This window comes from Aureivirga marina (assembly GCF_015767265.1).
In the GTDB taxonomy this organism is placed as follows: domain Bacteria; phylum Bacteroidota; class Bacteroidia; order Flavobacteriales; family Flavobacteriaceae; genus Aureivirga; species Aureivirga marina.
In genome coordinates this window covers 23,639-46,049 of the sequence record NZ_JADPIB010000001.1, presented here as the reverse complement: position 1 = coordinate 46,049, position 22,411 = coordinate 23,639, and the positions used below count along the sequence as shown (strand labels likewise).

The 22,411-nt window shown below is 27.3% G+C and carries 17 protein-coding genes and 3 tRNA genes; 12 read left to right on the top strand and 8 right to left on the bottom strand.

Features of this window, described 5'->3' with window-relative positions:
• The first annotated feature begins 12 nt into the window (after positions 1 to 12).
• From I1A51_RS00210 to I1A51_RS00180, 7 genes are all read left to right on the top strand, one after another.
• Positions 13 to 774, top strand: coding sequence for a hypothetical protein (locus I1A51_RS00210; protein ID WP_196890361.1), 762 nt, complete (start codon positions 13 to 15; stop codon positions 772 to 774).
• A gap of 2 nt (positions 775 to 776) precedes the next feature.
• Positions 777 to 1,283, top strand: coding sequence for a hypothetical protein (locus I1A51_RS00205; RefSeq protein ID WP_196890360.1), 507 nt, complete (start codon positions 777 to 779; stop codon positions 1,281 to 1,283).
• Between the two features lie 200 nt (positions 1,284 to 1,483).
• Positions 1,484 to 2,386 (top strand): hypothetical protein, encoded by a 903-nt coding sequence (locus tag I1A51_RS00200; RefSeq protein WP_196890359.1) that lies wholly within the window; start codon positions 1,484 to 1,486, stop codon positions 2,384 to 2,386.
• 52 nt (positions 2,387 to 2,438) lie between these two features.
• A complete protein-coding gene (locus I1A51_RS00195) occupies positions 2,439 to 2,801 on the top strand; it encodes a hypothetical protein (protein WP_196890358.1) in 363 nt (120 codons plus the stop codon).
• Between the two features lie 3 nt (positions 2,802 to 2,804).
• Positions 2,805 to 6,149, top strand: coding sequence for a phage tail tape measure protein (locus I1A51_RS00190; RefSeq protein ID WP_196890357.1), 3,345 nt, complete (start codon positions 2,805 to 2,807; stop codon positions 6,147 to 6,149).
• Positions 6,150 to 6,151: 2 nt separating this feature from the next.
• On the top strand, positions 6,152 to 7,747 hold the full coding sequence (locus I1A51_RS00185; RefSeq protein WP_196890356.1) for a hypothetical protein: 1,596 nt from the start codon (positions 6,152 to 6,154) through the stop codon (positions 7,745 to 7,747).
• 5 nt (positions 7,748 to 7,752) lie between these two features.
• Positions 7,753 to 9,513 carry a hypothetical protein gene (locus I1A51_RS00180; RefSeq protein ID WP_196890355.1) on the top strand — a complete coding sequence of 587 codons (1,761 nt, stop codon included), beginning with the start codon at positions 7,753 to 7,755 and terminating at the stop codon, positions 9,511 to 9,513.
• 147 nt (positions 9,514 to 9,660) lie between these two features.
• Here the strand turns inward: I1A51_RS00180 and I1A51_RS00175 are convergent, their stop codons facing one another.
• The 5 genes from I1A51_RS00175 to I1A51_RS00155 form a co-directional block, all read right to left on the bottom strand.
• Positions 9,661 to 10,815, bottom strand: a complete 1,155-nt coding sequence (locus I1A51_RS00175; protein WP_196890354.1) for a site-specific integrase — start codon at positions 10,813 to 10,815, stop codon at positions 9,661 to 9,663.
• A gap of 199 nt (positions 10,816 to 11,014) precedes the next feature.
• Positions 11,015 to 11,088, bottom strand: a tRNA-Arg gene (locus I1A51_RS00170).
• Positions 11,089 to 11,097: 9 nt separating this feature from the next.
• A tRNA-Pro gene (locus tag I1A51_RS00165) sits at positions 11,098 to 11,172 on the bottom strand.
• 8 nt (positions 11,173 to 11,180) lie between these two features.
• Positions 11,181 to 11,262: transfer RNA gene (locus I1A51_RS00160), tRNA-Ser, on the bottom strand.
• Positions 11,263 to 11,383: 121 nt separating this feature from the next.
• A complete protein-coding gene (locus I1A51_RS00155) occupies positions 11,384 to 13,447 on the bottom strand; it encodes an HD family phosphohydrolase (protein WP_196890353.1) in 2,064 nt (687 codons plus the stop codon).
• A gap of 113 nt (positions 13,448 to 13,560) precedes the next feature.
• On the opposite strand from I1A51_RS00155, the gene I1A51_RS00150 reads away from it, so the two are divergent.
• Positions 13,561 to 14,139: an RBBP9/YdeN family alpha/beta hydrolase gene (locus tag I1A51_RS00150; protein ID WP_196890352.1), complete on the top strand. Its 579-nt coding sequence runs from the start codon at positions 13,561 to 13,563 to the stop codon at positions 14,137 to 14,139.
• Between the two features lie 340 nt (positions 14,140 to 14,479).
• Here I1A51_RS00150 and I1A51_RS00145 read toward each other — a convergent pair whose 3' ends face one another.
• The gene (locus I1A51_RS00145) at positions 14,480 to 15,154 is read right to left on the bottom strand and encodes a VOC family protein (RefSeq protein ID WP_196890351.1); all 675 of its coding nucleotides are present in this window, start codon (positions 15,152 to 15,154) and stop codon (positions 14,480 to 14,482) included.
• A 6-nt stretch (positions 15,155 to 15,160) separates the two neighbouring features.
• Positions 15,161 to 18,070 carry an FAD-binding and (Fe-S)-binding domain-containing protein gene (locus tag I1A51_RS00140; protein ID WP_231373926.1) on the bottom strand — a complete coding sequence of 970 codons (2,910 nt, stop codon included), beginning with the start codon at positions 18,068 to 18,070 and terminating at the stop codon, positions 15,161 to 15,163.
• Positions 18,071 to 18,269: 199 nt separating this feature from the next.
• Here I1A51_RS00140 and I1A51_RS00135 point away from each other — a divergent pair, with 199 nt between their 5' ends.
• The 4 genes from I1A51_RS00135 (at position 18,270) to I1A51_RS00120 (ending at position 21,142) form a co-directional block, all read left to right on the top strand.
• The gene (locus tag I1A51_RS00135) at positions 18,270 to 18,932 is read left to right on the top strand and encodes a DUF4974 domain-containing protein (protein ID WP_196890350.1); all 663 of its coding nucleotides are present in this window, start codon (positions 18,270 to 18,272) and stop codon (positions 18,930 to 18,932) included.
• Positions 18,933 to 18,973: 41 nt separating this feature from the next.
• On the top strand, positions 18,974 to 19,522 hold the full coding sequence (locus I1A51_RS00130; RefSeq protein ID WP_196890349.1) for a mechanosensitive ion channel domain-containing protein: 549 nt from the start codon (positions 18,974 to 18,976) through the stop codon (positions 19,520 to 19,522).
• Between the two features lie 31 nt (positions 19,523 to 19,553).
• Positions 19,554 to 20,243 (top strand): hypothetical protein, encoded by a 690-nt coding sequence (locus I1A51_RS00125; protein WP_196890348.1) that lies wholly within the window; start codon positions 19,554 to 19,556, stop codon positions 20,241 to 20,243.
• A gap of 377 nt (positions 20,244 to 20,620) precedes the next feature.
• Complete coding sequence (locus tag I1A51_RS00120) at positions 20,621 to 21,142, top strand: hypothetical protein (RefSeq protein ID WP_196890347.1); 522 nt, start codon at positions 20,621 to 20,623, stop codon at positions 21,140 to 21,142.
• A gap of 40 nt (positions 21,143 to 21,182) precedes the next feature.
• On the opposite strand, the gene tsaD is transcribed toward I1A51_RS00120, so the two are convergent.
• Positions 21,183 to 22,211 (bottom strand): tRNA (adenosine(37)-N6)-threonylcarbamoyltransferase complex transferase subunit TsaD, encoded by a 1,029-nt coding sequence (gene tsaD / locus I1A51_RS00115; RefSeq protein ID WP_196890346.1) that lies wholly within the window; start codon positions 22,209 to 22,211, stop codon positions 21,183 to 21,185.
• Positions 22,212 to 22,411 lie beyond the last annotated feature (200 nt).

Sequence of the window (22,411 nt, the reverse complement as noted above, 5' to 3'; positions counted from 1 at the left end):
AAATTAAATGCAATGATTACTTTAAAAGATATTCAAAACAGAAAAGAAATATTACTAAACTATTATAAAAACAATCCAAATGAATACATATATGGAGGTGTTTTTCATCCTTCAGATAATGATTTGGATTTATATTATTCATATTATGGAGCTGTTTGGCTTCAAATGGATGATGAAATTGATAACTTTTCAGAAATATGTGGAGAAGAGTATTTTAGTTTAGATTCATTTAAAAGAGCTTTAAACTATAAAGTAGCAGATTATTTTGCATCAAAAGGTTATCCTCATAAATCAGTGTTATGGGCAATTTACAATTGTGAAGATAGTACTTGGAGTTGTGAAAAAATAGATAAAAATCAAATTCCAATATTTCATGAAGATTTTTTGTTTACTTATAAGCAAGCAAAGACTAATAAAATATTTGAGAACACAAGAAAAGAGTTTTCTAAATTGATTTATCCTACTGTTAAATCAATTTGTAAGAACATTTCGTTCAAACCAGAACAAACTTTAACACTACTAGAATTTGGTTTCCTAAATTTAAGAAGCATAGATAATGAATATAATTCCTTTGAAGATTTTATGGATTCTATTGATTTTGATGAAAGTGAAGAGGAAGAAGAAGAAAAAAGTTTAGGTTTTAAACTTTTAAAAAGGATAAGTACAGAATCTTTCAATAATGTAAAACAAATTGATTTTGGATTAATTAATATTCAAGACTATGCAGACAAGTTTGAAAGATATTATAATAAAAAAATTATTTTTAAAATATAAAAATGGCACAAGAGAACATTAGCGTTAGAAAAGATGATGATATAATTAAAGTCTTAACAGAAGATTTCGGAAATAAATCGAAAGCTGCTGGAGAACTAATCGATTTCTATTATTTTCAGGTAAAAGAAATTTTACCAGAAGGAGAAAATCCAGTAGAATTTTTAAAAGAAATGAAAGCTTCATTTGAAGAGCTTCAAATTTTGAGAAAAAGAGCCGAAATTGGATTAAAAGGAAAATTCAGTAAAGAAGAATTAGAAGTGATTTCAGATTGTTTAAATATTGGGCATTGTAATCCTAGAAATTCTTCAAATGTAAATTTTATTATGAATGAAATTTTTGATGAAGATATTTTACATCAGAAAGTATCTAAAAAAGGAATTGATCGAGATAATTTACTTCAGAAAATATTAGAATTATCTCCATTAGAATGTTCCACATTAATTGATAAAATTAATCAATCTTGGAATTCTCAGGATTCAGATGAAAATAAATTCAGTGATATTTTATAAGATAATATCTAAAAATAAAAACTCCATCCGAGTGTAAGCAGTGGATGGAGTTTGATTTTAATTTAAAATCTTTAAAAAAGATGGTGTAAAGCTATGAATTATTCTCTTACTTTTTTTAAATATTTTATTTCATCACTCTTTCTTTATTAGAATATGGATTTTTTTTAGATTTGGTTTGTGAAAATTAAAATATAGATTCTATGAAAGAAGCTGGAAAAGAGGTTTTAAATTTACTTATAGCACCATTTAAAGAAAAAATAACAAATCCATTATTTAATTCATTTGTTATTTCATTTATTTTATTGAATTGGAAAGCATTCTATTATTTGTTTTTTTCAACTGATACAATAGATAAAAAAATTATAAACTTTGAAAAAATAATGAATGTTTGGTGGATAAATATATTGATTCCCATTTTAATGGTGTTTTTTTATAATTTTCTTTTTCCAAAATTCATGAATTGGTTTGAAAAGAAAACTAAAAAAACAAAAGAAGAAAGAGTTGATAATAAGTATGACCATAAAATTAAGGTGGAATCAAAAGAAGCTGACTTAGCAAAGGAAACATATAGAAAAGAAGCAGCAAAAGCAGGAACTGATGATATTAAAAGATTAAGTGAAGAAAAATCACAATTGGAAAAGAAAATTAATGAATTAGATGAAAAATATAAATCTCTTTATGATAAAAATCAAGAAACTTTGAAATTGTATGAGAATGAATTTAAAGAGAATTCTGGAAAGAAGCAAAAATTAGAAACTTATACTAAAATTCTAAATAGTTCTAATAATGCTGTTTCAAACTTAAATTTTAATGTAACTGAATTAATAGAAAAATTAGATAATAAAATTGATTTAAATCAAATTTTTAGTCAGGATTTAAAACAAATTAAATATGATAAAAGGCAGTTAAATTTATTGGAAGGTATAAGAAATGGAAACTATAGCTTTAGTGAAGGAGATATTGATGATATAATGCATTTATATAGTTTAGGGTTAATATTTATTTCAGTTAGTATTAATACTGAAAATAGTATTTCATTTACATTACAATTTAATATAACTCAAAAAGGAAGTATTTTTTATTCGCATTTATTCGAAAATTAAAATGAATAACGCTGTCCTTTTCTCCAAACTACTACTATACTAATTTGCTCCTATGAGCAAGTTAAAAGACAGAAATAAAAGTATTCTTGAAAGAAGGTTTATCCAAAAAACCTTATCAGATCAGAAATCCGAAATTGTGCAACGTCAAAATAGAGCTGCGTCAATTTCGGATTTTCCACAAAAAAGAGAAATTCTATCCAGTAGAAACATTTCTACAAATTCCTACAAATTAACTTACAGACATCTTTTAGTTGAGCGTTTTGTCGATATGAAAAGATTGCAAGGAAGAAAAGCAATCAATGTTCCTATTCACAATAGACCACTTTTGCTTGCTTACAATGATATTTTCAAAAACCTAAAATATGGTTTTACCGATGAAATAAAAGCAAATCTTTCACAAACTTTTCAAATCTAAATTATGGCAAAACGTATAAAGGATGAAGAATTGCGTTTTGAAGTTGTTGTAAACGCAAACGCTGGACAAAAAAAACTTGGAGAACTTTCTAAAGCAAATAGAGATCTTGCAGAGAAAAACAAAATACTTCGATTGGAGAAAAAGAAACTAAGTGATGCTGGAAAAAAGGAATCAGAAGTTTATAAAAAATTATCTCAAGAACTTCGAATTAATAATAAAGCAATAAAGTCTAATAAAGTTGAAATTGTTAAGCTAGAGAATGAATTAGGTCTTGCAGCTTTGACAACTGGACAATTAGCTGCAAAGCACAGAAGACTTAAAAAAGATTTAGCGGGTGCAATTCCAAATTCGGCAGAATGGAAGAAGTACGAAAAGCAATTAGCTGCTGTAAACGGACAATTAGATTTAACCAGGAATAAATCAAAAAGAGCAGGAAAAACAATTGAATCTTTAAATTCTAAACTAGATGATTTTAAAGAAACAATAAAAGGAGCTTTTGCAATTGGAACTATAGTAGCATTTTCAACAGAAGTTTTTAATCAGGTTAAAGAACTTGATAAGCTAAAGAAAACGCTAAAACAAATTAGCAATTTAGAAGGTGCTGCACTTGATAAAGCTGCAATAAAAATAAAATCAATGTCTGCTGTTTACCAAGAAGAAACAAAAGAAATGTTGATTGCTGCTCAAAACTTTTCAAAAGGAACAGGAATAGAAATGACAGAAGCTTTAGAGCTTATGCAAGAAGGTTTTGAATCTGGAGCAAATGCAAATGAAGAGTTCCTGGATAAATTAAAAGAATATCCAACACTTTTAGATGAATCTGGTTTAAAAGCAGATCAGATGATTACTTTAATGACGCAAGAAATTAAAGAAGGAATCTATTCTGATAAAGGAATTGATTCAATCAAAGAAGCAAGTATTCGTTTGCGTGGAATGCCAAAAGCAACTGCTGAAGCTTTAAATGCTATTGGAATTTCCTCTAAAACAGTTCAGAAATCTTTGCAAGATGGAAGTAAAACTACTTTTGAAATCATGCAACAAGTTTCTAAAAAATTAAGTACGCTTCCACCACAATCAAAAGTTGTAGCCGATGCGGTTGCAAATATTTTTGGATCTGCTGGAGAAGATTCAGCAATTAAGTATATTTCAAATCTTCACAAATTTAATCTTGCAGCAAAAGAAACTACAAAAGTTGTTGATAAAGCAACAAGAGCAAAACGATTGGAAGTTGAAGCAAATGAAAAATTAAATGCTGTTTTCAACCAACTTACTGGAAATACATCAAAATTGATGATTGCTTATAATACAATGAAACGTGATTTGGCAGATTTAGTTTTGAATGAAAAAAGTTTAAGCGATGAATTGAGAATACAACAAATTGAATTAAATAAGTTATTTGGAAAGCTTACTTCTACGAATTTAAAAGAAAATGAAAAGCTTAGTATCATAAAAGAACTAAATCAAAAATATCCAGATTTAGTTAAAAATATTGATTTAGAAAATGCATCCAGTGAAGAATTAGAAAAAGTCCTGGATAAAATAAATGATCAATATATTAAAAGAATTGTATTACAAAAGAAATCAGAAGAATCTCAAAAAAATGCAGAAGAACAAGCAAAAGTATTAGGAGCTTTAGCTAATGAACAAGAAAGATTGTTTTCATTATTACAAGCTGCTAAAGTTGATTATAAGCTAGAAGCAAAAGTTGATTTTGGAAATTTGGAAGAATCTGCAAAGAATATTTTTAAAGAAATAGATAAGAAAAATATTGGCGGATTTAAATGGACAAAAAAAGAAATTCAAGGTGCTTTACAAAATCTAAAATCTTTTAAAGATGTATCTAAACAATCTAAAGAAGAAGGGAAGAAGATAAATGAAGAATATAAAAGATTAAAAAAGAATCTTGGAATCATTACTGAAGAAGAAAGAGAAAATAAAAAGAAGAGAGTAAAACTTGAAAAGCGTGCAAATGAATTAAACCTTCAAGATTTTAAAAAGCTATCTGATGAAAAATTAAAATTATTAATCGATCGTACAGAAAAAGAAATTGCTTATAAAAAAGCAAAAGAAATGGAAGCTGCTGCAAAAAGAAAAGCAGATTTGGAGAAAGCAAAAAAAGAAAAATTAAAATCACTAGAAGAACTTCGAAAAGCTATAATTAAATGGGAAAAAAAGGTTGCTGATGAAAGAAAACAAGTTAAAGATGCTATTCCAGGACTAGAAAATAATATTGAATATAAAGAATCTAAAAACAAAGAAGAAGAGGAAGCTTATAAAGAAGAAAAAAGAGCTGAGGAAATAAAATCTTTGGAAGATTGGCTTATTTATAAAAATAGAAGATTAAAAGAAATACAAGAGGAAATTGATTCTCAAAACAAATTAGCTGATGAAGAAAAAGAATTAACGGAATTAGAAACTAAATATGCTAAACTAGAGGAAAAAGCTCATAACGATGCTGAATTACTTGCAAGATTAGAAGATTTAAAAGAAAAAGAAAAACAGGCTGTAATTGATAAATGGCAGTTGTATCGAGAAAAAAAAGGAGATAAAGACAAAGCAGTTTTATTAAAAAAAGAAGTTGATTTTAAAAAGAAACTAACAGCTGGAGAAGAAGCTTTAAAAAATGCTAGAATTTCTTCATTGAAACAAGGAATTTCAGCTTTAAAAACTTTTGTAAAAGAAGGAACTGGAGAATATAAAGCTTTATTTCTAGCACAACAATTAGTTGCTGCTGCTGAAGTAATATTTAATCAGAAAAAAGAACAAGCAGGTTATTATGCTGCATATGCACTTGTTCCTGGGGGTCCTAAAATAGCATCTTCTTTAAGCTTACTTTCTAAGATTAGAATGTTTGCTTCTTTAGCAACTATTGCTGGACAAACTGTTAAAGGTTTTGAAAATGGAAAATATAATTTCACTCGAAAAGATGGAAAAGTTTTCAACGCTGGAGTTCAGCAAAAAACACAAACAGGATTAGTAACTGAACCAACATTTGTTGCAGATCAACAATATTTAGTTGGTGAAAATGGTCCAGAAATCGTTATTGATACGCCAACTTTAAAACAGTTAGATCCAAATGTTATTAATGAAATTTATGCAACTGCATCAAGAGTAAGAGGGTTTGAATCTGGGAAATATGATTCTCAAATTATACAAAATATCTCTCCAGAAAGAGATACTCAAAATTTAGAAATGATGGAGAAAGTATTTGAACTATTTGAAAAAGTTTCAACTCAATTGGAATCACCAATTCGGGCAACGGCAATTTTTGACAATCAAACAGCAGAAGATATTTCTACACTTCAAAAGGAAAATAATCAAATCCGAGAAAATGCCAAAATCAGATAATTATGACTTATACATTTAATTATAATTTAGCGAATCCAACTGTTTTACCAGAACCGCAAATTCACAATACTACTCCGGTTTTAGATTGGGTTTCTTCATATTTATCTGGTTCACAAATTGCAGTGAATTTGACTCATACAAATGAGGGATTTTGTAAAATCTCCTTTCCTGTAAATTCTTTGTATGGAATTACTGAAGGAATTTATGTAATGAAATATTTAATTGAGCCAAACACAGCTCAAGAAGATTCAGAATTCAATCAAACAATTGATATTGTATTAAATGTTTATAACCAAATTGGAGATTATTTTGAGCTTCCAGAACAATTAGTTTTCAACGAAATTAAAAGATCAGGAAATTCAAATCCAAAAGTTTTAAGTATTCCATTACAAACAAATATTGAATTAATTTCAAACCATGGTTGGATTAATGTTGAAGAAACTTCACAAAATGTTTTTTCAATTTCAATTGAATTTGAAACATTAGAAGCTGGAGAACATATTGGGCATATTGTTTTTTTAGTCAATGGAGAGGAACAAACAATTCAAGTAATTGCAACAATTTCGGATTTTTTATCCTGGGGAATAAACAATTTTAATCCAGATTCCTTAAATCCAACTAGGCAAGAAGTTTTATTATTATTCAACACAGATCACAATAATACATTTGCAGAAATTGATTTAAAATGTATTACTCCAGAAAAAGAATTTAATATTCCTTTAAAACTTCCAATGTTTCAAGGTCAAGGAAAAATTGATATTGCAGAAAGAATTCATAAGCTAATTTCTAATAATGAAATAGCTTATTATAATCCAAATGTTTTTAAAAAATATGCAGATGTTTCTAAAGTAGAAATTTCAGTAAAAGAAAAATATTTATTTACTGAAGAAATTATAAATGAAGGTGGATTGATCCAGGAATTAAATTTTCATAAATCAGAGATAGGAGTTTCTCAAACGCATAAAAATATTAGATCCTTAAATACTTTAGTTGGATCTATTCAAAAAGTCCAGAAAAATTCTCAAATAGATATTACAGTAGCATCAAAAATAACTGAACAAGATTTTGTTGAAGTATATAAAAATAATGAGTTGATAGATGAAATTGAATTGATACAATCAGAAGATTATATAATTCAAAAAATGCAATATGAAACTTCCAATTTTCAGGTAAATGATAGAATTAATTTTTATACTAAAAATGATAATAGACTTTTGAGAAGAATTCTAATATCGGAAGATTTAGAATTTGTTGATCTATTTTTTTTAAACAAAAATAACATCGTTGAAAATTTCCAATTTACTGGAACTTGGCAACATTCAAAATCTTTTAAAAAGACAATTTTTAAACAGAAAGTTGCTAGAAATTTTGAAAGATCAATTCAAAATAGTTTTACTGAAGAAGGAAAAATAAAATTAAATACTGGACTTATTTTAGAACAAGAATTAGAAATTGTAGAATCTATCATTGAAAGCGAAAAATGTTGGATTGTTGGAGAGGAATATTACTATCAAGTTTTATGTATTACAAAGAAAATAAAGCATGATGATACATTAAATCAAATCTATTCTTACAATTTAGAATTTATAAAACTTTAAATGTTATGATATTTAAAAACGAATCAATTTACATTGATCTTGCAAAATATAAACCAACATTTAAAGAAGAAAATAGTTGGTTTAGCGATAGTTTTTATACAACATATTCATTTCCATTTCCGATTGATTTTTCAGATGATTTAATCCAGGAATTAGGATTTATTGATGATTCAAATGTTTCAAATAAAAATTCAATTTATCCAGGACAATTATATGTTGCTAATTCAATTTACAAAGCATCTTTAATTTTAAAGAAAGCACAGAAAAATATTTCTGCTGTAATTGAATTTGACAAAGAAGAATTTAAACCGTTTTCCAGAAGAATTAAAACAGTTGATTATGGAATTATTTCTGTAGGAGATATTCATATTGAAGCAAATAATACTAAGGAAAAGAATTATCCAGAAGTAAATTATAATTTTCCAATGATCCGAAAACAAATGGAAGGAGTTTCATTTAAGCATTTTGGAGGATTTATAAACGAATGTTATTCAAATGGAAATTGGTCAACAAATACAGAAAGTAATGGAGAAATTTTTAATAGGAATATCATGCAGCCTTTTCCATATTTGCTGTATGTTCTGAAAAAAAGTTTTGAAGCTGAAGGTTATATTTTAGATGGAGAAATACTACAAGATCTAAATCTGAAAACTGCTTTAATTGATTGTAAACCGTTTTTTACGACATCGGATGGAATAACAAATTTTCAAGTGAATATTGATCACTTATCAGATTTTGAGAATACAGATACAGATTATAAAATATTTAAAAAATCTGTGCCAATTACAATCAAAGGAATTTACAGATTAAAAGGAAAGTTTTCTGCAAATTTTGGAGCAACAATTTGTCGAATTTCGTTACTGTATGGTTTTGATTTACAATATGAAATTGAAGTAAAAACAATTTATGCAACTGATAATATCACAGAATATTTTTTTGATGAATTGATTGATTCATCTGTTTTAAATGAAGAAACTGTTTTAGAAATTAAAACATATGCACTTGTTCCAGGAAAAACTGTTCAAGCAACTTTATACATAGATGAAGAAATTGAAAACGATGAAATAAAATTAATCAAGAAATTAAAATGGATTGATTTTGCAACAATGCTTCCAGATCTAACAATTGGAGAAATATTTTATTCCTTAAAAAATCACCTGAACTATGATTATAAAGTGATAGGGAATAGGGTAGTGATGAATAAAATAATAAATGAAGTGAAGAATTCAGAAATTATAGATTTGTCAAAATTCGAAAAATTAAATCCAGAAATAACTTTTAATCAAAATCAGAGTTATGCGCTCAAAAGTTTAGATCCTCAAACTGGAGAAATTTATATCGATTCTTCAGAAACTAAAATTGGAATTGATTTATATGCAGAAAATACAATTTCTTCAAATTTAAAAATTCTTCCATTTCTGGTCTGGAGGAATTTAAAAACAGCTTATTCGAACGATGATGATTATTCTAATTTAAGATTACTTTTCTATAAAGGATTTGAAGGAAAGACAATTCCATTATGCTATAAAAATGAAGATGTTATTTACCCTAATAATTATATAGAGAATTGGAAAGAATGGATTTCAATTCGAATAAATTCAGATACCTATAAAATCAAGTTTAATTATAATCCAAATGAAATAGATCTAAACATAAAAAGTAGAATTTATATGTATGGAAATATTCATTTAATAATGAAGAAAACATATAAAGTTATTTCTTCAGATAATTATGAAGTAACATTAGAAACTTGTAAAATATCGTAAAAAAATCGTGCTAAAACTTTAATTCGTGCTATTTCAAGTTTTTTAGTGCTGAAACTGTGCTATTAAAATTATCAGTGTTTACAAGGCTTTAGAGCCTGTTTTTTACATTCTAGCACGATAGCACGATTTTTTTTCAATTTGAACCTGTTACTCTAAAGTTAGGATACTATCAAGCAAATTTATTTCAGTATCAACTATACTTTCCACAATATGAACATAAACCATAGTTTCACGAATATTTGAATGTGCTAACAGCTTTTTTAGGTTCACAACATTTCCTCCATTAATAAGGAAGTTTGTTGCAAATGTATGCCTAGAAACATGAAAGGTTAGCTTTTTTGTAATTCCACAAATCTTAGCGATTTCCTTTAATTCACGATTTATATACTGTGGTGCGAAATTATCAGCAAAAGGAGGTCCTTCTAAACTGATAAATTGTTGCGCTGATTTTGATAATTTAATTCTTTGAAATTTTCCCGTTTTTGCTGAAGTAAATAAAATACTTTCTTCAATAATTTGATTTTGATTAAGAGAAAGATTATCACTTAAACGAATTCCTGTAAAGCAACTAAACAAAAATCGATTTAAAACCAATTTATGAGTACCAGTAATAAATTCACTTTCATAGTAACTGAAAATTGTTTTTAATTCATCAGAACTTAAAAAAGTTCTATTTTCAGAAAGCTGCCTTCTCATTTTTATATCATTTGCTTTAACTGCTGCTCTTAATCCTTTCTTTTCTGCTAGAGTTAAATACTTCTTTACATTTTTAATTAATGTTGAAATCGTATTGTCATTATTTTTTTCAACAGTTTTACAATGGCATCTTAAATCGTTGATGAAATTCAAATCAATTTCAGAAAAAGCAATTCTTCCTTTATATCTTTTGAGTTTGTTTAAAGAAGATTTTTGTTGTTTGTAGGTAGATAACTTTACAGCCTTTTTTTGAATTTCAACTTCCTTTTCATAGAAAGCAATAAAATCTTTGTTGGGGTGGGGGTTCGAAAATTCTTCAATGAGTTTTTCGATGTTTAGTTCCTTGTTTTCTAATCGATATTTCAATTCGATGGAATTGATATCTGCCATGAGTTTATCGATAACAAGATTAGTGTCTTTAGTAATTTGATTTTTACCTTTTACACGTTGCATGTTTGGATCAAATTTATCTCTATCAACAGAGACACCCAGTTTTAAATATTTGACCTTTCTGTTTTGTATTAACCTTAAATAAAGTACGGATGTCCCATTATCTTTTTGATAAGGATTTAACACAATCTTTTTGGAATAATTATTTTGAATCATTTTTCATAGGTGTATAAAAACAAAAATGTTTTACAATGTTTTACAATCAAAAAAATTGTAAAACAATTGTAAAACATTCCTGTATAATTAAACAATATTATTAAAAAAGAGAAAATTCCAATTTTGATGTAACCCCTTGAAAACAGTAAAGGGATACCAATATTTATTGATATCCCTTGTCTTTGAATTATAGTTACTGTGATCGCGATAGGATTCGAACCTATGACCGTCTGCTTAGAAGGCAGATGCTCTATCCAGCTGAGCTACGCGACCATTTTTTCGTCGGGGTGGCAGGATTCGAACCTGCGACCTCCTCGTCCCAAACGAGGCGCGATGACCGGGCTACGCTACACCCCGAAAAAATGCGGAGAGACCGGGACTCGAACCCGGGCAACCATAAGGTTGACAGCTTAGCAGGCTGCTGCATTACCACTCTGCCACCTCTCCAATAAATCATTTTTAAGAACTTTTGTAACTGCTGTTACTTCGTTTTTGCGGTTGCAAATGTAGGATAAGAATCTTTACTGTGCAAGCTTTTTTTGAAAAAATATCACTTTTTTTTCATTTTTTATTTAGGATATTCAACCCTTAAATGATAAATGTTTTTTAACTTCTTCTTTAACAGTTTTTTAACTAAATCAATCTCCTGAAAGGTAATATCTGCATTTTTAAACTGACCTGACGACATTTGTTTAGAAATAATGTTATCGATCAAATTTTCTAAATTTTGTGCAGTTGGATTTTGCAAACTTTTTGAAGCTGCTTCTACCGAATCACACATCATCAAAATTGCTGTTTCTCTCGAAAAAGGAATTGGACCTGGATAACGGAATTCTTCCATATCGACATTTTCTGGATCTAAATCGGCTTCTTTTTTATAAAAATAATATACAAGTGTTGTTCCATGATGCGTTCGAATGAAATCAATAATACGATCTGGAATATGATATTTTTTTGCAATTTCAATTCCATCCAAAACATGATTGATAATAATTTTCGCACTTTCTTTCGGAGGAAGTTCATTGTGTGGATTAAATCCTGTAGTTTGATTTTCGGTAAAAAACACTGGATTATTCATTTTTCCAATATCATGATATAATGCTCCAACACGAACTAACATCGAATTTGCTCCAATTTCATTTGCGGCAGCTTCTGCTAAATTCGCTACTTGTAAAGAATGATGAAAAGTTCCTGGTGCTTTTTCTGCAAGCTCTCTAAGCAATTTTGAATTCGTATTTGATAATTCTAGTAAAGAAACATCAGAAATTAGCTTAAACGTCTTTTCATAAATTAAAATTAAGAACATTGCCAAGAACGATAAAACACCATTCATCGCAAACATGATAAAATATTTCAAATCTAATTGCTGCGCATTTCCATCTTGAATAATAGAAAAAGCAAAATAAGCAATCATATAAATCAATGTAATTTGCCCAACAGAAATAAATAGATTTGCTCTTTTATATAATTCAGAAACAGTTAAAATTGTAACGATTCCTGCGATGATTTGCAGAAAGATAAATTCAAAACTATTTGGAACGATAAATCCGAGTAAAAGAACCGTTAAAACATGTGTGAAAAGCCCTAAACGAGCATCAAAAAAGGCTTTTAAAATAATTGGAAGAATACAAAGAGGAATTACATAAATATAATTTACTTCATATTTTACAGTCATTGTAACCAAAAGAACCATTAAAATGATGTTGAAAAAGATAAAAAGTACTTTATTGTTACTTTCATAAATATCTTCTCGATATTTTCGTAAAAATAGAAGTAACATCAAAAGAACAAGCGCAACAAGAATGGAATATCCTAAAACAATCCAATTGTAATTTGATTTGCTCCAAACTTGTGATTGTAATTCTTTTTTTAATGAATTTAAAACTGCTAATTTTTTTCCTTCTACAATATCTCCTTTTTGAATAATTCGTTCTCCTTCAGTGACTAATCCTGTTGTGTAAGACATTTTTTGCAAAGCTTCTTCCAAAGATTTTTTAGTGAATTTTTCATCAAAAAATACATTTGGTCGTAAAGATTCAGAGAAAATAGTAATCAATTGTTCTCGAACAGAATTCTTATTTATAAAAGCGATTTTTTTATTGATAAAAGGAAATAATTTAGAAGCATTAAACAGTTTTTTTGGACTAATATCTTTTACTTCATTTCCTTTTCGAATTGCAATTAATCGATCAAAATTTTTAATATAATTCTGACTCTCAGAATCGATAAATCCGAATTGATAGATTTCATTTAAAATGGCTTCAGAAACTTCTTTGATTTCATTTTTTTGCTTTGTAGAAATATTTCCATCATCTTCAATTGTGACATTGAATTTGGATAAAAAGTCTTGTTTTGCAGTGTTTACAATAGTTGTATCGTAAATAAAATATTGCTTTGCATTGTTTTCAACTTCTGTTTTTTCTTTTTTAATTTCCTCATCATTTTTTTGAATTGCGAAATTAAAAGGAGCGTAAAATGAATCGTATTGCCAAGGTTTTCCTTTTTGAAATTCGTATTTAAATTGTCCTCCTTTTGGAAAAAGATAGACAATCAAAGAAACCGAAACAATGTACAAGCAAACTTTATAAATCAGCGAATGATTTTCAAAAATTTTATTAATGAAATTCTTCATGAAACCGTATTTTAATCAAAAATACTAATAATTTTTTGAGTTCTTTTGCTGTTTTATTGCAGTTTTATAATTATTTCCTTTAAAATCAATTTTGTATCTTCAAAAATAAAACGATGCGAAAAATTAAAATTATTGTTGTACATGGTTATACGGCAACTGCAAATTCTAATTTTTTTCCAGCTTTAAAAGCAGAATTAGAAAATGAAAATGTAGAAGTTCAAGTTTTAAATCTTCCAAATTCGATGCATCCAGTTTTTGAAGATTGGATAAATTATTTAGCAAAAGAAATTCCTCATTATGATGAAAATACCATTTTTGTTGGTCATAGTTTAGGATGTGTTTCGATTTTAAATTTTTTACAGAAAAAGGAAATTAAAATTCGTGGTCTGTATTTGGTTTCAGGATTTGTAGAAGAAGTTCCAATTCCTGAATTAGAGCCTTTTGTAAAGCCAAAAATTGATTATGCGAAAATCATGAAAATTGCTTTTATTCGAGTAGTTTATTCTGCAAAAGATGATTATATAATTCCGTATAAATTGACCGAAAAAATGGCAGAAAAACTTAGAGCAAGATTTATTTTATTGGAAGAAGGAAAACATTTTAAAGATAGAGATGGATTTACAAAATTTCCATTATTAGAAAGAATGATTCGTGCAAATTGTGAGGATACTATGGAAATGTTGTTGGAATAAGGTTTTAATAAATAGAATTATTCATTTTTTTCTTGATAAAAAAACGAACCAAAAAAATCAAGACTTGTATTTTTTTAATCTAAAATCTACCAAACTTGAAAAAGACTCAAAAAACTCGCTATCGCTCAAACAATTTCTCGTCTATTTTTTTCAAATTTCTTGATTTTTACGATTTAAAAAATAGGTCAACTAAATTTTGAACAATTTTTTAATTAAAACACTAAAGTATAATAATCTGTAAATAGACTATATGTTCAATTCTTTTTAAACAACTTTTTATTTTAAAAAAAAGCCGAAATCAAATTTGTATAAATTTCTGATTTCGACTTTTATAATTTATTTAAAGAATTGGATTAATTGTCAATTTTTCTTGTTCATATTCAACAAAAAATTCTTGATTTTCAACTTCAATAATTACAGAAAAATCTGCTGGAAGAGCTTTATCTTCTGTAGGAAACCAAGTTTTTTCAAATTTATTCACACAAATAAAAAGTCCAGTTTCCGATCCCATTGCACAAAAAATATTAAAATCACCATCGTAAATTTCAATAGGAAAATTGTTGGAAAATTCTTCATATTTATGTTTAATATCTTCGGAAGAAATACCAATTTCTGAAATTTCTTGAATGGATTTATGATTAAATTCTTTCATGGAAATTTCCTCTAAATTTCTTCTAGAAATAAATTCTACAATATTTTTATCTTCATCATAAAAATAAATAGCTCTTGCATTCCAATTATCAAAAGTCTGAATTTCATCTTTTTCATGTTTTAAAATAGAAACTTTCTTTTTGAGCCATTTTAAAGCTTCATTTTCCAAATATGCAGGAATATTCAACGCAAAATGATATGGATGTGTTTTTTTTCCACCAATAAAAATCAGTTTTGATTTTCCAACTTGAAAAATAGCTTTGTTTTCTGTTTGATCCAATAATTGAAAACCTAGTGTATCTTTATAAAAAGCAATTTGTTTTTCTAGGTTTTTCGTAAACAATGTTAATGAAATTATCTTCATAGTGTTTTACTTTAAAGCATGATACAAAATTGTTACAGGATGCTCAGCAACTTTTGAAATTCCGTCTTTAATTTGATGACGACAACTCGTTCCTGAAGCAGAAATTAATACATTTTCTTCTATATTTCTAAGTTTTCCAAAAAGAGAATTTTCTCCAATTTTCATACTGATATCAAAATGTTCTTTTTCAAAACCAAAAGAACCAGCCATTCCGCAACATCCACTATTTAAGATAGTTGGTTTATAGTTTTTAGGCAAATTTAAAATCTGAAAAGTAAAAGATGTGTTCGATAAAGCTTTTTGATGACAATGTCCGTGAATTTTTATTTCGACATTTTCTTCTGTAAAAGAATCTGAAGAAATCATTCCTTTTTTTATTTCAGAAGCCAAAAATTCTTCAATTGTAAATGTGTTTTTAGCTAAAATTTCCGCTTTTTCTTTTTCTGTAGCTAATTTTGGAAATTCATCTCGGAAACCTAAAATTGCGGAAGGTTCAATTCCGACCAAAGGAGTTTCTTCAGAAATTAATTCTGAAAAATCATGAATATTTTTATCAATTTTCTTTTTTGCTTGTTCTAAAAAACCTTTAGAAAGTAAACTTCTTGCACTATCATTTTCGCCAATTAAAATTGGATGATATCCTAATTTCCACAGAAGTTTTAAAGTATTTTTTCCAATAATTACATCATAAACATTCGTAAATTCATCACAAAAAAGATAAAGCTTTTTATTACTATTTTCATTTGTATGTTTTTGTTTTTTATACCAAGAATACAATGTTTTTTTATGAAATTTAGGCATACTTCTTTTTGGAGCAATTCCCATCATTTCTTTTGTTAATCGTTGATTCAACATAAAATTTGAAACGCCAGAAAATTTTCTTCCTAATTTGTTATAAGCAGAATTATTTGCAAAAAGTTTTGTTCTTAAAGGAATTTCATGATTTTGATAATATTGATATAAAAATTCACTTTTCATCGTTGCAACATCTACATTACTTGGACATTCAGAAGCGCAAGCTTTACAACCCAAACATAAATCGAGAATTTCTTTTAATTCTTCACTATTAAAAGGGTTTTTTTCAGTAGAATTTGTCAAAACTTCACGTAACGTATTTGCTCTTGCACGAGTTGTATCTTTTTCATCTTTTGTAGCTCGATAACTTGGACACATGACACCTCCGATAACATCTGTTTTTCTACAAGCTCCAACACCATTACATTTTTCCGCAGAACGTAAAATTCCTTCTTCAGAAGAATAATCGTAAAAAGTTTTAATTTCAGGTTCTTTTCTTTCAGGAACATAGCGTAAATCAGCTGTCATTTCATCTGAATCTATAATTTTTCCTGGATTAAAAATATTATTTGGATCAAAAAGATATTTGATTTGTTTTAAAGTGGTATAATTTTCTTCTCCTAAAACCAAAGGAATGAAAGACGAACGAACAATTCCGTCACCATGTTCGCCACTTAGAGAACCATTGTATTTTTTGACAAGTTTCGCAACATTTTCAGAGATTGTATGGAAAAGTTTTACATCTTTGATTTTCTTTAAATTTAAAATTGGACGCAAATGAATTTCTCCAGCTCCAGCATGTGCATAATACACAGCTTCTTGATTATAGCTTTTCATCATTTCATCAAATTCATGAATATAAGAAGGTAAATCTTCCACGGAAACTGCTGTATCTTCGATACAAGCAACAGCTTTTCTATCGCCGATTAGACTTCCTAAAAGACCAAGTCCAGCAGCACGTAATTCAATTACTTTTGCAATGTCATTTCCTTTTAAAACTGGAAGTGCATAAGAAAGATTTTCTTTTTGTAAATCTTGGATTAAATCAGCTACTTTTTTTTCTACATTTTCTACGGAATTATCACGAAGTTCTAGCATTAAAATCGCTTCAGGATCACCTTCTAGGAAAAAACGATTTTCAATATGTTCATGACTTGTTTTTGTACAATCTAAAATTCTTTTATCCATTAATTCACACAAATACAAATCGTGTTTCATTGCAATTACAACAGCTTTCATACAATCATCTAAAGTATGGAAATGCGCAGCGATTAATCGATTTTCAGCAGGAGGTAAATCATCTAATTGAATTGTAATTTCAGTTGTAAAAGCTAAAGTTCCTTCGCTTCCACAAAGAATAGAAGCGATGTTGGTAAGTTTTTCAGAGTCTGTAAAAGCACAAGTATTTTTTAAAATATCAATTGCGTAACCTGTGTTTCTTCTATGAATAGATTTTTTAGGAAAATTTTTATCAATTTCTTCTTGAACTTTAGGGTCTGAAAGCGTTTTATAAATATAATTGTAGATTTTATTTTCTAAAGTAAAACCATGTGTTTTTTGTAAAAAACGATCTTTAGAAAGTTCCTCAAAAATAGCTTCTGAACCATCACTTAAAATACAAGCTAATTTTTTGACTTTATCTCTAGTAACTCCGTATTTAATCGAAGTTGTTCCAGAAGAATTATTTCCGACCATTCCACCAATCATACAACGATTAGAAGTAGAAGTAATTGGGCTAAAAAACAAATTAAAAGGTTTTAGAAAAACATTTAATTCATCACGAACAATTCCAGGTTCAACAGTAATGGTTTTATTTTTTTCATCAAATTCTAAGATTTTATTGAAATGCTTACTGACATCAACGATAATTCCTTTTCCAATTGCCTGTCCAGCTAAAGAAGTACCGGCAGTTCTTGGTGTGATACTAATTTGATGTTCATCAGCGAATTGAATTATTTTTTTAATGTCATTTTTTGTTTTAGGATAAAAAACACCTAAAGGCATTTTTCGATACACAGAAGCATCTGTAGCATATATTTCTTTGTGTAAATGATCAAGGTGAAATTCACCTTCTAAATGTGGAATTAATTCTTGTATATCTTGTTCAAATGTTTCTTTCAAAATAAAATTCTTTAGAAATGAAATAGAAATTTAAGTTAGTCAATTTTTCAGTTGAAATGCAAAAAAATAAAAAGTTTAAATAAAAAATAGGTTTTAAATTTAATTAGAAATTAATATATTCATTTTCAGAAAAATACTAATTGCTAGAAGAAGAGTGGATGACACTTCATTGCACTTCTTTACTTAAAAATAAAATGATATGAAAAAAAATTTATTCATGTGCGCATTGTGCATGAGTTTTTGTTGCTATGCACAGAAAAAAGTGGAAATTCGATTTACAAAAGAAAATGAAAAATTACATTATGTAGAAGAAGTAGAAGAAAAAGAGTTTAAAGAATTTTATTCAGGATATACAATTGAAGCATTTTTATTGAATTTTTTTGACACAAATTCTCAATGGATTTCAAATAAATTAAAACGAAATCGGAAAAAAATAGAAGTGAAATTATTGTATAAAAATAAAAAAGAAAGAGAAGAATTAAAGCAAAAAATAATCACAGAATTATCTGATTTATTGCGATTAAAATTAGATTTAAAAGAAGAAGAAAAAGAGATGTTTGTGGCGAAATTTGAGAATAATTTAAAATTAAAACACTGTATACGAAAAGAAGGAAATGTATTGACAGAAACATTTGGAGGAATTAATTGGAAAGCAGATTGTGTGTCGATTTCATATATGTTGCAACAAGTTGAAAAATGGTATGGAATTGAAATATTATGTGAAATTTCTGATGAAAGTTCTTATGATTTTGCGTTAAAATTTGTGGAAGATTTAGAAGAATTAATTAAAAAAATAGACGAGAAATATGGAATACAGATAAGAATTAAAAAGCAAAAAATAGAACGGATTGTTTTGTTATAGGTTGATATTTAATAACTTTCAAAAGAATTAAAATTTTAGAGATGATTGATAATTATTGGATTTTATATAAAGAGATTTTATTTACGGTTGTTCTGATTGCTATTGCGATTACATTTCGTTTGTATTTAAGAAGATTTTTGACTGCATTTATGGATAAAAATTCCATTGATCCGAATAGGAAAAAAATAATTTTGAACATACTTTATATTTTTCTGTATAGTATTGTTGCGATTATTTTATTTGTGATTTGGGGAGTGAATTTGAAAGAATTTACTTTATTTATTTCTTCGATTCTTGCGGTTTTAGGTGTTGCTTTTGTTGCGCAATGGTCTGTGCTTTCAAACTTAACATCAAGTGTGATTTTATTTTTTTATCATCCAGTTCGAATTGGTGATCGAGTTCGAATTTTAGATAAAGATTTTCAATTGATTGGAGAAGTTGTTGATTTGACAGGATTTTTCTTTTTTATAAAAACCGATGAAGGAGAAAATATTACGTTTTCAAATACGATTATTTTACAAAAAGGAATAGAGATTATTACAAAAACAAAAGAAGAAAGTGATTTAGAAAAAGAAATAGAAGAAGAATAGTTTAATTTAAAAAAAATGAAAGAAAAATAGTATGGAAGAGTTTTGGGCTGATTATTTATATAAAGAACAAGTATTTTCTTATGATATAGAAATTCCTATTAATTATTTAAATTATAAAACACAAATTTTAAATTTTGATGTTTCTTTTCTCAGATTAGGTTTTAAATATGGAATTTATATTTATTCGCATAATATTGAAGACCTTGAAGAAGATTTACAGCAATATAAAAATGAACGTTTAGAGAGATTTTTTAATCCTGATATCGAATATCATTTTTTAAATTTGATAGATTTAGTTCAATGGGATAAATTTAACCAACAAAGACTTGATAATGCTGATTTGCTTGAATATAGTCAATTATTTTATGAAGAGAAATTAATTAAAATAAATGCTTCTGGTTATAACATGAAACCTTCTATTTTTAGAACAATGTCATGTATACATGATGAATTTAAAGATTTAAAAAACGATTGGAATACAACATGTTTCATAAATATATATTCATATAGTCCTATTTGGTTATCCGAAGTAGATTTATCAGAAATAATCTTTAAGAAATCGGAAAGAATTGTTCCAAATCCTTTAGGAAATGAATTTACTTTAAAATTTAATTCGTTTTTAAGAGATTTAAAAAAAGTTGTAGAATCTTTAGGAGGAACAATTATATTTGATGAACAATGTTATCAAGTATATGCAGATGAAGAAGGAATAAAACTTTAAAAGAAAACATTTAATGGTTTATATTTGAAGAATGATTATTTACAATCTTTAGAAAATTATTTGAAAAAGAAATCAAGTATTTGTAACGATTAATTCTTTGACGATATATTGTTTATTGTAAAAATATATAAGGTTTTTGATAATCTTATGTGATTAATTTTATTAGAAAAGAAACATAAGGTGAATTTGAAATAAAATGAATTAATATTTAGATAGGGAATTCTGATATTAGGATTCATAAACAAAGAATTATTTAAACTTATCTCCTTATCCTTACGTTATAAATAATATAATCATAAAAAAATAACCTCTGAAAAAGCTATATAACTATGAGATTTTTATCGAAAACAATTTTTATATTTCTTATACTAACTTTTATGTCCTGTAAAGTTTACCATTTAAAAATAGAAGATAATCAGTGGCAACCATATCAAAAAGGAGATGTACTTGTTTTCCAAAATTCAAAAAGAATTTTAGATACTATTATTGTAAGTAGTAGTAAGATAAAAAGTGAAAAAACAATTGAACCATATAATTTTTTAAATAGAAGAAAAGAATATAATATATCTCATGGTTTTAAAGATGAAAAATATATTGGATTGGTAAGAATTAGTAAAGATAAAAATGAATCTTACCTTAATCTTTCAGGATATACTATATACACTGATTTTGGAATTCATATTCCAATTAAGGATTTAATTAAATTTTTAAAAATTGATAAAACAAGGAACGAAATATATTTAATAGATAAATTCAAAGATTATTATCATATGACTCCTAATTTTCCAATTCATTCTATTTTATATTCGAAGAAATTGGGTTATCTAAAAATTAATTTTAAAGATGGAGAATTTTATGAACTTGTTGAATTTATTAGAAATGGAAAAAACTTATATTAAACCACCTACAACGAAAATAATTTCGTTATAGGTGCTTTTTTTATTCCGAAACTTTAAATCGAGCTTTTGCCCCGACAGTTTCATCAACAAAATCTTTTTGTAAATATTTTAAATAACCAGCAATGGCAATCATTCCTGCGTTATCTGTTGTAAATTCAAATTTAGGAATATAGGTTGACCATCCCCAATCTGATTCAGCTTGTTTCAGACGTTTTCTAATTTCTGAATTCGCAGAAACTCCTCCAGCAATGGCAACATGATTAATTCCAGTTTGTGCTACTGCATTTTTAATTTTATCCATCAAAATATTGATAATTGTATATTGAATGGAAGCACAAATATCATAAAGATTTTCTTCTATAAAATTCGGATTCTCTTTTACATTTTTTTGAATAAAATAAAGAATTCCAGTTTTTAATCCACTAAAACTAAATTCTAAATCACCAACTTTTGGTTTTGTGAATTTAAATGCTTTCGGATTTCCTTTTTGCGCATATTTATCAATTAGAGGTCCACCAGGATAAGGCAATCCTAAAATTTTCGCAGATTTATCAAAAGCTTCTCCAACCGCATCATCAATCGTTTCACCTAGTACTTCCATATTGAAATAATCCGTAACTTTAACTATTTGAGTGTGACCTCCACTTATAGTTAAGCAAAGAAAAGGAAAAGGTGGTTTTTTTTGAACATCATCCTCTATAAAATGTGCTAAAATATGAGCTTGCATGTGATTTACAGCAATTAAGGGAACATTCAGAGAAAGTGCTAAAGATTTTGCAAAAGATGTTCCTACAAGAAGTGAACCCATAAGTCCAGGTCCTCTTGTAAAAGCTATGGCTTTTACATCTTTTTTGTCGATATTTGCCTTATGAAGTGCTTGCTGCACAACAGGAACAATATTTTGTTGATGTGCTCTAGATGCAAGTTCAGGAACAACACCACCATATGCAGCGTGAATTTCCTGATTTGCGATAACATTTGAAAGTATTTTTCCGTTATGAATCACAGACGCACTAGTATCATCACAAGATGATTCAATACCGAGTATGTAAATAGAATTGTTAATCATTTAATATAATTTCAGCCTTTCGCTAATTATATTGCAAATTTAAAGCTTATCAAACGATTAAAAAAAATACTGTTACGTTTTTTAAAAGGACTTTTCCTTTTTTTACTGCTGCTGAGTATTTTACTTGCAATACCTGCAGTTCAAACTTTCTTAGGAAGAAAAGCTTCAAATTTCTTAGATTCAAAATATGGCGTTAGCAT